General features: G+C 67.9%; 13 protein-coding genes and 2 tRNA genes. 9 read left to right on the forward strand and 6 right to left on the reverse strand.

The window, feature by feature from the left end; translation table 11 throughout:
* Positions 1-150 precede the first annotated feature (150 nt).
* Positions 151-1,743, forward strand: coding sequence for a carboxyl transferase domain-containing protein (locus BRESU_RS07790; RefSeq protein ID WP_013268993.1), 1,593 nt, complete (start codon positions 151-153; stop codon positions 1,741-1,743).
* On the opposite strand, the gene BRESU_RS07795 is transcribed toward BRESU_RS07790, so the two are convergent.
* Positions 1,744-2,112, reverse strand: coding sequence for a DUF2200 domain-containing protein (locus BRESU_RS07795; protein WP_013268994.1), 369 nt, complete (start codon positions 2,110-2,112; stop codon positions 1,744-1,746).
* A gap of 65 nt (positions 2,113-2,177) precedes the next feature.
* Between BRESU_RS07795 and BRESU_RS07800 the strand changes: the two genes are divergently transcribed.
* From BRESU_RS07800 to BRESU_RS07815, 4 genes are all read left to right on the forward strand, one after another.
* Entirely contained in the window at positions 2,178-3,074 is an 897-nt protein-coding gene (locus BRESU_RS07800) for an enoyl-CoA hydratase-related protein (RefSeq protein ID WP_013268995.1), read from the forward strand.
* Positions 3,075-3,325: 251 nt separating this feature from the next.
* Positions 3,326-5,212 (forward strand): acetyl/propionyl/methylcrotonyl-CoA carboxylase subunit alpha, encoded by a 1,887-nt coding sequence (locus BRESU_RS07805; protein WP_013268996.1) that lies wholly within the window; start codon positions 3,326-3,328, stop codon positions 5,210-5,212.
* A gap of 301 nt (positions 5,213-5,513) precedes the next feature.
* Positions 5,514-5,912: a DUF1489 family protein gene (locus tag BRESU_RS07810; RefSeq protein ID WP_013268997.1), complete on the forward strand. Its 399-nt coding sequence runs from the start codon at positions 5,514-5,516 to the stop codon at positions 5,910-5,912.
* 138 nt (positions 5,913-6,050) lie between these two features.
* The gene (locus BRESU_RS07815; RefSeq protein WP_013268998.1) at positions 6,051-7,415 is read left to right on the forward strand and encodes an MATE family efflux transporter; all 1,365 of its coding nucleotides are present in this window, start codon (positions 6,051-6,053) and stop codon (positions 7,413-7,415) included.
* On the opposite strand, the gene BRESU_RS07820 is transcribed toward BRESU_RS07815, so the two are convergent.
* Complete coding sequence (locus tag BRESU_RS07820; protein WP_013268999.1) at positions 7,397-7,603, reverse strand: hypothetical protein; 207 nt, start codon at positions 7,601-7,603, stop codon at positions 7,397-7,399. The genes BRESU_RS07815 and BRESU_RS07820 overlap by 19 nt on opposite strands.
* Positions 7,604-7,769: 166 nt before the next feature.
* On the opposite strand from BRESU_RS07820, the gene metG reads away from it, so the two are divergent.
* Positions 7,770-9,473 carry a methionine--tRNA ligase gene (metG, locus tag BRESU_RS07825; protein ID WP_013269000.1) on the forward strand — a complete coding sequence of 568 codons (1,704 nt, stop codon included), beginning with the start codon at positions 7,770-7,772 and terminating at the stop codon, positions 9,471-9,473.
* Positions 9,474-9,800: 327 nt separating this feature from the next.
* On the opposite strand, the gene BRESU_RS07830 is transcribed toward metG, so the two are convergent.
* The 3 genes from BRESU_RS07830 to rlmB form a co-directional block, all read right to left on the reverse strand.
* Positions 9,801-10,250 carry a hypothetical protein gene (locus tag BRESU_RS07830; RefSeq protein WP_013269001.1) on the reverse strand — a complete coding sequence of 150 codons (450 nt, stop codon included), beginning with the start codon at positions 10,248-10,250 and terminating at the stop codon, positions 9,801-9,803.
* A 101-nt stretch (positions 10,251-10,351) separates the two neighbouring features.
* Complete coding sequence (locus BRESU_RS07835) at positions 10,352-11,158, reverse strand: TerC family protein (RefSeq protein ID WP_013269002.1); 807 nt, start codon at positions 11,156-11,158, stop codon at positions 10,352-10,354.
* Between the two features lie 74 nt (positions 11,159-11,232).
* Entirely contained in the window at positions 11,233-12,147 is a 915-nt protein-coding gene (rlmB, locus tag BRESU_RS07840) for a 23S rRNA (guanosine(2251)-2'-O)-methyltransferase RlmB (protein WP_013269003.1), read from the reverse strand.
* A gap of 147 nt (positions 12,148-12,294) precedes the next feature.
* Between rlmB and BRESU_RS07845 the strand changes: the two genes are divergently transcribed.
* The 3 genes from BRESU_RS07845 (at position 12,295) to tuf (ending at position 13,783) form a co-directional block, all read left to right on the forward strand.
* Positions 12,295-12,378: transfer RNA gene (locus tag BRESU_RS07845), tRNA-Tyr, on the forward strand.
* Positions 12,379-12,466: 88 nt separating this feature from the next.
* Positions 12,467-12,540: transfer RNA gene (locus BRESU_RS07850), tRNA-Gly, on the forward strand.
* Positions 12,541-12,592: 52 nt separating this feature from the next.
* Complete coding sequence (tuf, locus tag BRESU_RS07855; RefSeq protein ID WP_013269004.1) at positions 12,593-13,783, forward strand: elongation factor Tu; 1,191 nt, start codon at positions 12,593-12,595, stop codon at positions 13,781-13,783.
* A 256-nt stretch (positions 13,784-14,039) separates the two neighbouring features.
* On the opposite strand, the gene BRESU_RS17540 is transcribed toward tuf, so the two are convergent.
* The gene (locus tag BRESU_RS17540) at positions 14,040-14,204 is read right to left on the reverse strand and encodes a hypothetical protein (RefSeq protein WP_013269005.1); all 165 of its coding nucleotides are present in this window, start codon (positions 14,202-14,204) and stop codon (positions 14,040-14,042) included.
* Positions 14,205-14,299 lie beyond the last annotated feature (95 nt).

A 14,299-nucleotide genomic window follows, 5' to 3' on the forward strand; every position in this document is an offset into this window, starting at 1 on the left:
GGTGACATCGCTCTCGACGGTTGGCACCGCCTGACCCCTCACCCTTTCGCGCAAGTCCACTCGCTTCGCTCGCGGGCGCTCAAGCCCTCTCCCGCAAGGGGAGAGGGGCCCCCCTTTGCCTTCCGTCCCGACCGCCCCTAAACCACCCCCATGCCGAAGCTGACCTCCGCCGTCGATCCTGCCAGCGCCGCCTTCAAGGCGCTGCACGCCCACAACACTGCCCTGAACGCCGAGCTGCGCGCTCGGGTGGAGAAGGCGGGCCGGGGCGGCTCCGACGCCAGCCGGGACCGGCACGTCGCACGCGGCAAGCTGCTGCCGCGGGACCGCGTCGAGCGGCTGCTGGACCCCGGCTCGCCCTTCCTCGAAGTCGGGCAGCTGGCCGCCAACGGCATGTATGGCGACGAGGCTCCCGGAGCCGGGATGATCTGCGGCGTCGGGCGGGTGTCGGGTCGCGAGGTCATGATCGTGGCCAACGATCCGACGGTGAAGGGCGGCGCCTATTTCCCGATGACGGTGAAGAAGCACCTGCGGGCCCAGGAGATCGCCGAGCAGAACCACCTGCCGTGCGTCTATCTGGTCGACTCGGGCGGGGCGAACCTGCCGCACCAGGCCGAGGTGTTTCCCGACCGCGACCATTTCGGCCGTATCTTCTTCAACCAGGCCCGGATGTCGGCCAAGGGCATCCCCCAGATCGCCTGCGTCATGGGATCGTGCACGGCCGGCGGGGCCTATGTGCCGGCCATGTCGGACGAGACGGTGATCGTGCGCAACCAGGGCACCATCTTCCTTGCCGGCCCGCCGCTGGTGAAGGCCGCGACGGGCGAGGTCATCTCGGCCGAGGAACTGGGCGGGGCGGAGACGCACGGCCGCAAGTCCGGCGTGGTCGACTATGTCGCCGAGAACGACGAGCACGCTCTGGAGATCGTGCGGGGCATCGTCGGCCATCTGAACACCGTCAAACGGGTCGATCTGGATGTGCGCGAGCCCCGGGCCCCGGCGTTCGATGCCGAGGAGCTGTATGGTCTGATCCCCGATGACGTGCGGGCGCCCTACGACGTGCGCGAGGTCATCGCGCGGGTGGTCGACGGGTCGGAGTTCGAGGAGTTCAAGGCGCTGTACGGCACCACCCTGGTCTGCGGCTTCGCCCGCATCTGGGGCTATCCGGTCGCCATCCTGGCCAACAACGGCGTGCTGTTCTCGGAGAGCGCGCTGAAGGGGGCGCACTTCATCGAACTGGCCTGCAAGCGGAAGATCCCGCTGGTCTTCCTGCAGAACATCAGTGGCTTCATGGTCGGCGGAAAATACGAGGCGGGCGGGATCGCCAAGGACGGGGCCAAGCTGGTGACGGCGGTCGCCTCGGCCAATGTGCCCAAGTTCACGGTCCTGATCGGCGGCAGCTTCGGGGCCGGCAACTACGGCATGTGCGGCCGGGCCTATTCGCCGCGCTTCCTGTTCACCTGGCCCAACAGCCGGATCAGCGTGATGGGCGGCGAACAGGCGGCGGCGGTGCTGGCTACCGTCCACCGCGACGCCGACAGCTGGACCCCGGAGCAGGCCGAGGCCTTCAAGGCTCCGGTGCGCCAGAAATATGAGGACGAGGGCAATCCCTACTATGCCACGGCCCGGCTGTGGGACGACGGGATCATCGATCCGGCGCAGACGCGGGATATGCTGGGGCTGGCGATCAGCGCCAGTCTGAACGCGCCGGTCGAGGACACGACCTTCGGCATCTTCCGGATGTGATCAGGCGGGCGGAGATCTCAGGATCTTCGCCATCGCCTTGCCCTTGCTGACCTCGTCGACCAGTTTGTCCATGTGGCGCACCTCGCGCATGAACGGGTCCTCGATCGCCTCGACCCGGTGGCCGCAGATCGTCCCGGTGATCAGGAAGCGGTTCGGGTTCATCGTGGGGGCCTCGGCGAAGAAGGTCTCGAAGTCCGTTCCGGCCGTCAGCAGGGCCTCCAGCTGGTCCTGGGAATAGCCCGTCAGCCAGCGGATGACCTCGTCCACCTCCGCCCGCGTGCGGCCCTTGCGTTCGGCCTTGTTCACATAGTGGACGTGGACGCTGGACACGCTCATGCGGCGGACGCGATCCGTCGTGTTGGTCGCCATGGCGTCGTCTCCATGTTCCGTTCGGCCCCAGACGCGTTATAGGGCGACAGCCGCAGGAGACCACCATGGCCGACCCCACCGAAAACGACCTGAATGCCCTGGACATCACCGATGCCGAGGCGCTGGAAATGAATGCGATCTCGCACCCGCTGGTGCCCGATCCGGCCCCGGACGCGAACGATGACCTGGTGCAGGTCGACGGCACGGCCGACGGGGTGGTGTTCGTCACCATCAACCGGCCGCACAAGAAGAACGCCTTCGACGCCGCGACCATCGCCGCCCTGCACGAGACCTTCGAGACGCTGGGCGGGGCCGACAATGTGCGGGTGGTCTTCATCCGGGGCGCGGGCGGGACCTTCAGCGCGGGCGCGGACCTGGGCTGGATGCGGGACGCCGCCGGCTGGTCCGAGAGCGACAATCGCGACGACGCCATGATGCTGGCCAAGATGCTGAAGGCGCTGCACGACATTCCGGCCCTGACGGTCGCCCTGGTCGAGGGCGCGGCGATGGGCGGCGGGGCGGGCATCGTCTGCGCCTGCGACATGGCGGTGGCGGTCGAGGGGACGCGGTTCGCGTTCTCCGAGGTCAAGCTGGGCCTGATCCCGGCGACGATCGCGCCCTATGTGATCGAGGCGGTCGGCGCGCGCCGGGCCAAGCAGCTGTTCCTGACGGCCAACATCTTCGACGCCGACTATGCCGCCCACGCCGGGATCATCGACATGGTCCTGCCCGAGGGGTCGATGGACGAGTTCGTGTCGATGCTGACCGACAGCCTGACCCAGAACGCGCCCGGCGCGATGGGCGAGGCCAAGCGGCTGGTCAACGATCTGGCCGGCGAGTCGATCGACCGCGGCCTGATGGAGGACACCGCCAGGCGCATCGCCAAGGCGCGGGTGTCGAAAGAGGGTCAGGAGGGCGTGCTGGCCTTCCTCGAAAAGCGCAGCCCGAGCTGGGCGGAGTAGAACCGCACGTCTCCTCCGCGTCGCGGAGCGATGGGGAGGTGGCAGCGAGCCCTAGCGAGCTGACGGAGGGGGCGACCGGGTCGCGCCGGTCGAGCGCCCGCCAGCACTCGCTTCGGGCACCGTCTCGCCCCCTCCGTCACGGCGCGAAGCCGCGCCGCGCCTTGAGGATCGGCTCGTATACGAGCCGACCGCAAGCCCCATGCTGCGCACGGGGAGGAGACAATCGCCGTGTGCCCCTCTAAACCGGGCGCATGTTCACATCCGTCCTGGTCGCCAATCGTGGCGAGATCGCCTGCCGCGTTTTCCGCACCGCCAAGCGGATGGGGATCCGCACCATCGCCGTCTATTCGGAGGCCGACGCCAAGGCCCTGCATGTGCGGGAGGCCGATGAGGCGGTGCTGATCGGGCCGGCCCCGGCGCGCGAATCGTACCTCGATGCGGCCAGGGTGCTGGCGGCGGCCAAGGCGACGGGGGCGGAGGCGATTCACCCCGGCTATGGCTTCCTGAGCGAGAACGCCGAGTTCGCCGAGGCCGTGATGGCGGCCGGGATCGTCTGGATCGGCGCGCCGCCGGCGGCGATCCGGGCCATGGGGCTGAAGGACGCGGCGAAAAAGCTGATGGTCGAGGCGGGGGTGCCCGTCACGCCCGGCTATATGGGCGAGGACCAGTCGCCCGAACGCCTGAAGGCGGAGGCCGACGCGATCGGCTATCCGGTGCTGATCAAGGCCGTGGCGGGCGGCGGCGGCAAGGGGATGCGGCGGGTCGATGCGGCCGAGGCCTTCCTGGATGCGCTGGGCTCCTGCCGGCGCGAGGCGGCGTCCAGCTTCGGTGACGACCGGGTCCTGATCGAGAAATACATCCTGTCGCCGCGCCACATCGAGGTTCAGGTGTTCGGCGACGCCCACGGCGAGGTCGTGCACCTGTTCGAGCGCGACTGCTCGCTGCAGCGGCGGCACCAGAAGGTAATCGAGGAGGCCCCGGCCCCCGGGATGGACGAAGCGACCCGGGCGGCGGTGACGGCGGCGGCGGTCAAGGCGGCCAAGGCCGTAAACTATGTCGGGGCGGGGACCATCGAGTTCATCGCCGACGGGACCGAGGGGCTGCGGGCCGACCGCATCTGGTTCATGGAGATGAACACCCGGCTGCAGGTCGAACACCCGGTGACCGAGGCCATCACCGGCGTCGATCTGGTCGAATGGCAGTTCCGGGCGGCGGCGGGCGAGCCCGTGCCGCTGAGGCAGGACCAGCTGGCGATCCACGGCTGGGCCATGGAGGCGCGGCTGTATGCCGAGGATCCTGCGAACGGCTTCCTGCCGAGCATCGGCAAGCTGGAGCATTTCGTGCTGCCGGACGGGGTGCGGATCGACACGGGCGTGGAGCAGGGCGGCGAGGTCAGCCAGTTCTACGACCCGATGATCGCCAAGCTGATCGTGCATGCGGAGACGCGGGAAGAGGCGGCCGCGGGGCTGGCGGAGGCGTGCGGGTCGGTCGAGGTCTGGCCGGTGCGGACCAATGCGGGGTTCCTGGTGCGGTGCCTGGAGCATCCGCGCTTCGTGGCGGGGGACGTGGACACGGGGTTCATCGGGGCGGAGGAGGGGGCGTTGACGGCCGTTGGCGAACCGCCCGAGGCCGTCATTCAGGACGCCAGCGACCTCCTATGGAGGTCCAGGGCGGTCGACTCGGGCGACGCCTGGGACACCGAATATGGATCGCGCGGCTTCCGGCTGAACGGCGCGGCCGTCATGCAGCAGACCTTCTTCATCGATGGCATCAGGCATCAAGCTGGTTATCTGAACGGCTATCCGGTGGTTAGCTACGGGCCCGAGATCGACGGGGGCTTGGTCGTCTTTCACGGCGGCGACCGCTATGAAGTCTCGCGCCAGGCACCGCGTAGCGGAGCGGCCGGCACCGCCTCCGACGGGTCGCTTCGCGCGCCTATGCCCGGCAAGATCGTGGCGACGCCGGCGAAGGCCGGGGATGTGGTGACCAAGGGCCAGCCGGTCATCGTGCTGGAGGCCATGAAGATGGAGCATGCGCTCAACGCGCCGTTCGACGGGGTGGTGGGCGAGGTGGCCTTCGCCGTCGGGGACCAGGTGGCGGCAGATGCGGTGCTGGCGGTGGTCGAGGCCGACGTCTAGGCAGGAAAGTGTTTTAATACAGAGGCTTGTGCACTTTGCCTATGAGGCCCTGTGATGGGCGGAGGCTGAGGCAATTGCACTCGGAAAAACCGAGTCTAGCACGTGCAAGTCGCTGATTTCGCTCAACAGAATTTGCACTCCGTTGGACTCCATGAGTCCAACGGATTTGACCCTCTCCCGCCGGGAGAGGGGGAGGCTAGACCCCACAGGCCTGCCCCGCGTCACCTTGCCCGCCCCACCCCGTCGCGGCTTCGCATCGACGACCCTCCCCCGAGGGCGAGGGAGATGATAGTGCCCGACCATGCCTCTCCACATGATCAAGCTCTGCGTCGGTGTCGCCAAGGTCGAGACGCTGGAACGGCGGGCGGCCAAGGGGGACTGGCTGACGGTCAACACCCGGATGACGCCCAAGCGCGCGCCCGAGATCGAGGACGGGGGGTCGATCTTCTGGGTCATGAAGGGCTCGGTGACCTGCCGGATGCCGATCCTGGACATCACGACGAAAGGCGAGGGCAAGGCGTCGATGTGCCTGATCAAGCTGTCGCCCGAGGTGATCCGCACGGCCCCGCAGGCGCGCAGGCCGTTCCAGGGCTGGCGCTATCTGGAGCCCAAGGACGCGCCCCCGGACCTGTCGTCGCTGGACGCCGGGGACATGCCGGAGGATCTGGCCAAGCAGTTGCGGGAGATGGGGGCGTGGTGAAGAGAGAGGCAGGAGGCAGTAGGCAGTAGGCAGTGAAGACGGGGCTGGCGGAAGCGGCTATAGCGACCGGCCCGATCTCACCCTCGCGGCCCTGATCTACCCTCTACTGCCTACTGCCTACTGCCTCAAAGACCGCTCATGCCCTTCCTCTCCCCCTCCACCCGGGCCGCCACGCGCGAGCTGCTGACGCTGGCCTGGCCGGTGGTGCTGGCACGGATCGGCATCATGACCATGGGGCTGACCGACGCGATCGTGGTCGGCAACTATTCGAGCACCGAGCTGGCCTACAGCTCGCTGGCGCTGGCTCCCACCTCGATCATGGTGACGACGGCGGTCGGCCTGCTGCTGGGCGTGCAGGTGATGACCGCGCGGCGGATCGGCGAGGGTCGGCGCGACGAGGCCGGAGCCGTGCTGCGGCGCGGGCTGGTCTATTCGCTGCAGCTGGGGATCGCGGCGATGATCGCCCTGATCGTCGTCGGGCCGTGGGCCCTGACGCAGCTGAACCTGGCCGACGGGCTGGGCGAGGGGGCGCGGCCGGCTCTTATCGTTTTCGCCTTGGGCATGCCCGCCTATCTGATCTCGGTGGCGGCCCAGTTCTTCCTCGAGGCCCTGGGCAAGCCCAAGCCGGGCATGATCGCCATGTGGGTGGCCAACGGCGTCAACTTGGCGCTGAACCTGCTGCTGGTGCCCGACATCCTGGGCATCGGGCTGTTCGGGGCTGAGGCCTCGGCCTGGGCGACCTTCTTCGCGCGCGGGTCGCTGGCCGTGTTCCTCGTGATCTACATCGTCCGCCTGCCGGAGGCGCGGGCGCTGGGGGTGTTCAACAAGCCGCCGAAGGACCCGCCGGCCGAGCGCGAGCAGATCAAGATCGGCGCCGGGTCGGGCGCGTCCTATTTCATCGAGGTCGGGGCCTTCGCCCTGATGACCTTCATCGCCGGGCAGCTGGGGACGGAAGAGACGGCGGCCTGGGCCATCGTGCTGAACATCTCGGCCATCGTCTTCATGGTGCCGATGGGTCTGTCGTCGGCGACAGCGGTGCTGGTGGGCCGGGCCTATGGAGCAGAGGACGCGCGCGGCGTGCTGCGGAACGGGCTGGTCGGGATCGGAACGATCGCCGTGCTGACCCTGATCGTGGCGCTGGTGGTGTGGCCGACCGCGCCGCTGCTGATCGCCGCCTACAACCGCGATCCCATACTGGCGGCGATCGCGGTGCCGGCCCTGGTACTGGCCAGCCTGTTCTTCGTGGCCGACGGCATCCAGGTGGTGGCGTCACAGGCCAACCGCGCGGCGGGCGACGTCTGGTGGCCGACGATCATGCATTTCTTCTCGTACGGCGCCGTGATGATGCCGCTGGGCTGGGTGCTGGCCCACCGGATCGGCGTCGATGGCCTGGTCTGGGCGGTGATCATCGCCAGCCTGGTGTCGGCGAGCCTGCTGACGGGCCGGTTCGTGCGGATCGCGCGGCGGCTGCAGGCGGGCCCGGGTCAGTCCGCCGAGGCCTGATCCCCGGCCTGATCCGGGCAGGGAGCCTTGCGCTTCTGCGTGGCCTCCGTGGTGGCGAACATCACCGAGGACACCGCGAACATGATCGCCACCATGCTCATCGAGTCTTCCGACCGCCATACGGTGAAGAACAGCACGCCGAAACCGGCGAAGATTCCTCCCAGCGTCCAGCCCAGTCCACGCGACATCGTCCGGCTCCGTGTTGGCCCGATCCCCTGACCGGGCGTTCGAGATGTAAAGCACCCTGTACATCACGGAGCGGCAAATGTAAAGCGTCCTAGACAGGGAGCGCGAAGGGTGACGCCGGGGCCGCATCGCCCTATATCCGACCGCTCCCCTGACCCCCGGACACCCATGCCCCGCATCCTGATCACCTCGGCGCTGCCCTACATCAACGGCATCAAGCATCTGGGGAATCTGGCGGGGTCGATGCTGCCGGCCGATGTCTTCGCCCGGTTCAAGCGCGGGCAGGGGCATGAAGTCCTCTATATCTGCGCCACGGACGAGCACGGGACGCCGGCCGAGTTGGCCGCCGCGGCCGCCGGTCAGGACGTCCAGACCTATTGCGACGAACAGCACGAGATCCAGAAGGCGGCGGGACAGGCGTTCGGCCTGAGCTACGACTGGTTCGGCCGGTCCTCGCGCGAGCCGAACCGGCGGCTGACGCAGCATTTCGCCAAGGTGCTGGAGGCCAACGGCCTGATCGAGGAACGGGTGGACCGGATGGTCTATTCGGTCGACGACGCGCGCTTCCTGCCCGACCGCTATGTCGAGGGGACCTGCCCCCACTGCGGCCACGTCGGCGCGCGGGGCGACCAGTGCGACAACTGCGGGCGGCTGCTGGACCCGACCGACCTGATCGCCCCCTATTCGGCGGTCTCGGGCTCGACCAACCTCGAGGTGCGCGACACGCGCCACCTGTATCTGCTGCAGACGAAGATCGAGGACCGGATCCGGGGCTGGATCGAGTCGAAGTCCGACTGGCAGACGCTGGCGAAGTCGATCGCGCTGAAGCACCTCGACGAGGGGCTGATCGACCGGGGAATCACGCGCGACCTGAAGTGGGGCGTGCCGGTGGTCGGTGACGACGGCGGGCCGCGCCCGGGCATGGAGGGCAAGGTCTTCTACGTCTGGTTCGACGCGCCCATCGAATACATCGGCGCGACCGAGGAGTGGGCCGAGGCCAATGGCACGACCTGGCGCGACTGGTGGCGGCTGGACGAGGGGGCCGACGACGTCCGCTACGTCCAGTTCATGGGCAAGGACAACGTGGCCTTCCACACCGTCAGCTTCCCCGCGACCATCCTGGGGTCGGGCGAGCCGTGGAAGACGGTCGACACGCTGAAGGCCTTCAACTGGCTGAACTGGTACGGCGGCAAGTTCTCGACGTCGCAGAAGCGCGGGGTCTTCATGGACCAGGCGCTGGAGATCCTGCCCGCCGACTACTGGCGCTGGCACCTGACGGCCTATGGGCCGGAAGGGTCGGACGCGGCCTTCACCTGGGAGCAGTTCCAGTCGACGACCAACAAGGACCTGGCCGATGTGCTGGGCAATTTCGTCAACCGGATCGTCAAGTTCGCGGAATCGAAATTCGACGGGGTGGTGCCGGACGGCGGCACACCGGGCCCGCTGGAGGCGAAACTGGAGGCCGATGTGGCGGCGGGCATCGCCGAGGCCACGGCCGCCTTCGAGGCGATGGAGTTCAGGAAGGCCTGCGTGGCCCTGCGCGCCGTCTGGGTGCTGGGCAACGAATACCTGCAGGAGGCCGCGCCCTGGACCGCCTACAAGACCGATGTCGAACGCTCGGCCGTCGGGGTGCGGACGGGCCTGAATCTGGTCGCCCTGTTCGCGCGGCTGGCGGCCCCGGTCCTGCCGTTCACCGCCCCGACGATCGCGGCGACGGTGGGCGAGACGGACCTGTCATGGCCGGCGGCGGACGAGGCCTTGCTGGACCGCCTGCCGCGCGGCCAGAAGGTGGCCTCGGCCGAGGTGCTGTTCAGGAAGATCGAGGACGTCCAGGTGGCGGAATGGTCCGAGCGCTTCGGCGGGGCGGACTGATTCCCCGCGCGTTCGGCTGGACCGATCGGCGGAGCTGGAACCGTCGCTGATCCTACAAGCGCTGCAGCGCGTGAGGACGGTTCATCACAAAGGGCACAAAGAAGGCCACGAAGGGCACGAAGGCAGCGGTGCCTTGTGCAGGTCGACGTCTTCGCTTCTAATTCCTGATCGCGGCATACGCCGCATAGGTCCGAGGCAACCGCAGACGCGGTTCTGGCGAACGCACAGGATCCGTCGTGCCCTTTGTGGTTCCCTTTGTGCGCTTTGTGATGAACCCGCCATCGTCCCGGAACACGCCGGTCGGCGCGTCGACCCGAACGACGAAAACTAGTCGAACAGGGCGGCCGGCGCGTTGAACTCGTCCGGCCAGGCCAGCCAGGCGACGTCGGTCGGGCCGATGACGAAGGTCACGACCCGCCAGGTGCCGCCGCTCCGGCGCAGCAGGGCGTAGGTGCCCGGACCGTCGAACACGCCGTTCTCCAGCGCGCTGGCGTAGCGGGTCCGGCCGAAGTCGATGGGCCGCCCGCCGGGCTGCTGGATCGACCCCGCGTAAAAGGCCCAGTCGCCCTGGACCCGCAGCCGGTCCACCACGAATTGCACCGGCTGGCCGCCGAGATCGCGCTGGATGGACGGCCTCAGGGCGTCGAGGATCGGACGGCGGAGCGGATCGCCGACGCCGATGGTGCGGACGCCCGACTGGACGACGGCCGGCGGCACCGGCTCGGCCGCGGTCGTCATCGGCCCGGCGAGCAGGAGGGGCAGAAGCATCAGGCTCATCGGGCACTCCGCAGGTTCATCGATGGGGAAAGGTGACGATCCCCATCGTAGAAGCGAAGCCGTAGGGACGATAGCGGACCCGGCCCCGACGTCAGGCGGCGTCAGGGTTCAGCGATCGCCTGCTGGGCCAGACAGATCGTCAGCTTTTCGCCCTTCTCCGGACGGCAGGACTTCGTCACCTCCTCGGCGGTGACGTCGAGGAAGGCGGGAGCCGAGGCGTTGTGCTGTTCCACGGCCAGGGCCCGCACCACGGTCGAGCGATAGCCGTCCCAGATCATGTGGATGGCGACGTAGAGCACGATGACCAGGCCGACGTAGCCGATCCAGCGGTAGCGACCCAGCAGCTTGGCGATGTAGGTCGCGGCCACGCCCATCAGGCCGATCGAGAGCACGAGGCCGAAGACCATGATCCAGGGGTGGTCGTGGGCCGCGCCCGCGACGGCCAGGACGTTGTCCAGCGACATGGTCACGTCGGCGATCAGGATCTGGACGAGGGCGGCGCCGAAGCTCTTGCGCTTCAGGCCCATTTCCTCGGGCGAGGGGCCCTTGCCGTGTTCGATTGCGAGGGCGAGCTCGAGCTCGGCCTGGGCCTCGGCCTGGTCGTGGGTGGCCGCCTCCTGCAGCTCGCGCCACATCTTCCAGCAGACCCAGAGCAGCAGCACCCCGCCCGCGATCAGCAGGCCGACGATGGCCAGCAGCTGGACGGTGACGAGGGCGAACACGATCCGCAGGACGACGGCGGCGGCCAGACCGATCAGGATGGCCTTGCGACGCAGTTCCTGGGGCAGGGCGGCGGCGGCCAGGCCGACGGCGACGGCGTTGTCGCCAGCCAGGACCAAGTCGATGGCCAGCACCTTGCCCAGGGCGGACAGCTGGCTGGCGAGTTCGGGAGAGCTGAGGAATTCCATGCGCGGTCTCTAGCGGGGTGAATCCGTACCGCCAAGCCTCCTCCCCACTCGCCGCGCGAATGGGGAGGGGCGGATCAGCGTTGCTTGCGCGTGGCCTCATACAGGGCGACGGCCGCCGCGTTGGAGACGTTCAGGCTCTCGAAGCCGCCGGGCATGGGAATCTTCGCCAGCACGTCGCAGTGCTCGGCGACCAGACGACGGATGCCGTCGCCCTCGGACCCCATGACCAGGACGGTCGGGCGGTGGTCGAGGGCGTTCTCCAGCAGTTCCTCCGAATCGCCGTCCAGACCCACGGCGCGCCAGCCGAGGTCGGCGAGGCGTTCCAGGGCGCGGGACAGATTCGTCACGCGGGCGCAGGGCAGGCGTTCGGTCGCCCCGGCGGCGGCTTTGGCGAGGGCACCGGCCAGCACCGGCGAATGACGGTCCTGGACGACGATGCCGCGCGCGCCGAAGGCCAGGGCCGAGCGGAAGATGGCCCCGACGTTCTGGGGGTCGGTCAGCTGGTCCAGCATGACGATGATTCCCTCGGCCGGATCGCCGAGGTCCTCGAGGCTGACGCCCTCCAGCGGCTGGACCTTGAAGGCCATGCCCTGGTGAACGGCCCCGGCGGGCAGCATGCGTTCGAGGGTCTGGGCGTCCATGACCTCGATCTTGTGGCCGTTGGCCGTGCCTTCGCGCTCGATCTCGGCGGCGCGGTCTTCGGTGGCCAGAAGCCGGCCCATGCCCTTGCGGGCCGGATTGGCCAGGGCCGCCAGCACGGGGTGGCGGCCCCACAGGAAGCCGTCGGCATCGACCTTGCCCCGGCTCGGGCGCGGGGCGGCCGAGGAAAAGGCCCTGGCCGGCGGGTTGGGGTTCCAGCCACCCGGTTTCGGCCCACGCTGTTCGGCCGAAGCGTCACCGGAGCGCGGCTTGAAAGGGGGTTTGCCGCCCGGTTTCGAGGCCGTTTTCGGACCCGATTTCCGGTCGTTGCGTTCTGGATTTCTCGACACTATAAGACGCCCTCCGATTTGGAGCCCTAGGGCTTTCGGGTCTGGCGCACCCTCTATCTCAGGCGTGTCCCGACCCAGAAGCCTTTTGTTCCGATAGCTGTCGAAAGACGGGTATCGGGTCAGGGTTCGACGGTTCGAAACGCGCGAGGGGGAATGTCCCGAGCGGCAAAGGGGGGGGACTGTAAATCCCCTGCGTAAGCTTCGCAGGTTCGAGTCCTGCTTCCCCCACCACGCGGTTTCGACACGGCGAACGAGCGCGAAAAAGAGGATCGACTGCGGACAATTCCTTGCAAAAACAAGGGACTGCCGTGGTTTCCGTGCGGGTATAGTATAATGGTAATACAGCAGCCTTCCAAGCTGAATATGTCGGTTCGATTCCGTCTACCCGCTCCAGGTTTTTGATAGCACCCAGCGCCCCTCAACCCGGGCCATCAGGAGTTTGGCCATGGCCAAGGAAAAGTTCGAACGTAACAAGCCGCATTGCAACATCGGCACGATCGGTCACGTGGACCACGGCAAGACGACGCTGACGGCGGCGATCACGATGACGCTGGCCAAGGCCGGTGGCGCCAAGGCGATGGCCTATGCGGACATCGACGCGGCTCCGGAAGAGAAGGCCCGCGGCATCACGATCAACACCGCGCACGTCGAATATGAGACGGCCAACCGTCACTATGCCCACGTCGACTGCCCCGGCCACGCCGACTATGTGAAGAACATGATCACCGGCGCCGCCCAGATGGACGGCGCGATCCTGGTGGTGTCGGCCGCCGACGGCCCGATGCCGCAGACCCGCGAGCACATCCTGCTGGCCCGTCAGGTCGGCGTGCCCGCCCTGGTCGTGTTCATGAACAAGGTCGACCTGGTCGACGACAAGGAGCTGCTGGAGCTCGTCGAGATGGAAGTGCGCGAGCTGCTTTCGTCCTACCAGTTCCCGGGCGACGACATTCCGATCACCATGGGCTCGGCCAAGGCCGCGACCGACGGCGTGAACCCGGAAATCGGCGAGCAGCAGGTTCTGGCGCTGATGGAAACCGTCGACGCCTACATCCCGCAGCCGGAACGCCCGGTCGACCTGCCGTTCCTGATGCCGGTGGAAGACGTGTTCTCGATCTCGGGCCGCGGCACCGTGGTCACGGGTCGCGTCGAGCGCGGCATCGTCAAGGTCGGTGAGGAAGTCGAGATCGTCGGCATCCGCCCCGTCCAGAAGACGACCTGCACGGGCGTGGAAATGTTCCGCAAGCTGCTGGACCAGGGTCAGGCGGGCGACAACGTCGGCGTGCTGCTGCGCGGCACCAAGCGTGAAGACGTCGAGCGCGGTCAGGTCCTGTGCAAGCCGGGCTCCATCACCCCGCACACCAAGTTCCTGGCCGAGGCCTACATCCTGACCAAGGAAGAGGGTGGCCGTCACACGCCGTTCTTCACCAACTACCGCCCGCAGTTCTACTTCCGCACCACGGACGTGACCGGCATCGTGCACCTCAAGGAAGGTGTCGAGATGATCATGCCCGGCGACAACGCCGAGCTGAACGTCGAGCTGATCACCCCGATCGCCATGGAAGAGAAGCTGCGCTTCGCCATCCGTGAAGGCGGCCGCACCGTCGGCGCCGGCGTGGTTGCCAAGATCATCGCCTAAGCGACGATCTGAACCGATCTGAACGAGGCCTCCGGCGAAAGCCGGGGGCCTTTTTCTTTGGTCCTTCTCCCCTTGCGAGAGAAGGTGGCAGCCGAAGGCTGACGGATGAGGGGTCACACCAGCGGTCGGCGTGAGCGGACGCAACGCGAGCCTTCAACGTCAGCGTGACCCCTCATCCGACCTCGCTTCGCTCGGCCACCTTCTCCCGCAAGGGGAGAAGGGAGAGGTCACGCGTCTCCCGCGAGGGAGCAGGAGGTTACGCGTTCGGCTTTCCCGTGGCCGGGTCCGTCGCGGTTTCGCCGGAGTTGCTGCTGCCTTCGGAGCCGCGCGGTTCGGTGGCGGGGCGGGGGGTCTTGCCGTCGCCGGCGGGGCGCTGGTTCTCGTTCTCGGTCTGGCGCGGCGGGCGGTTCGGATCGGTCATGGTCAAGCTCCGTGTGGGCTATGGCAACGCCGGCCCGGGGGCGAAGGTTTCGTTCACCACGCCGCTCAACCGTACTGAAACGGCGCATCGGATAG

It is taken from the genome of Brevundimonas subvibrioides ATCC 15264, from assembly GCF_000144605.1.
In the GTDB taxonomy this organism is placed as follows: domain Bacteria; phylum Pseudomonadota; class Alphaproteobacteria; order Caulobacterales; family Caulobacteraceae; genus Brevundimonas; species Brevundimonas subvibrioides.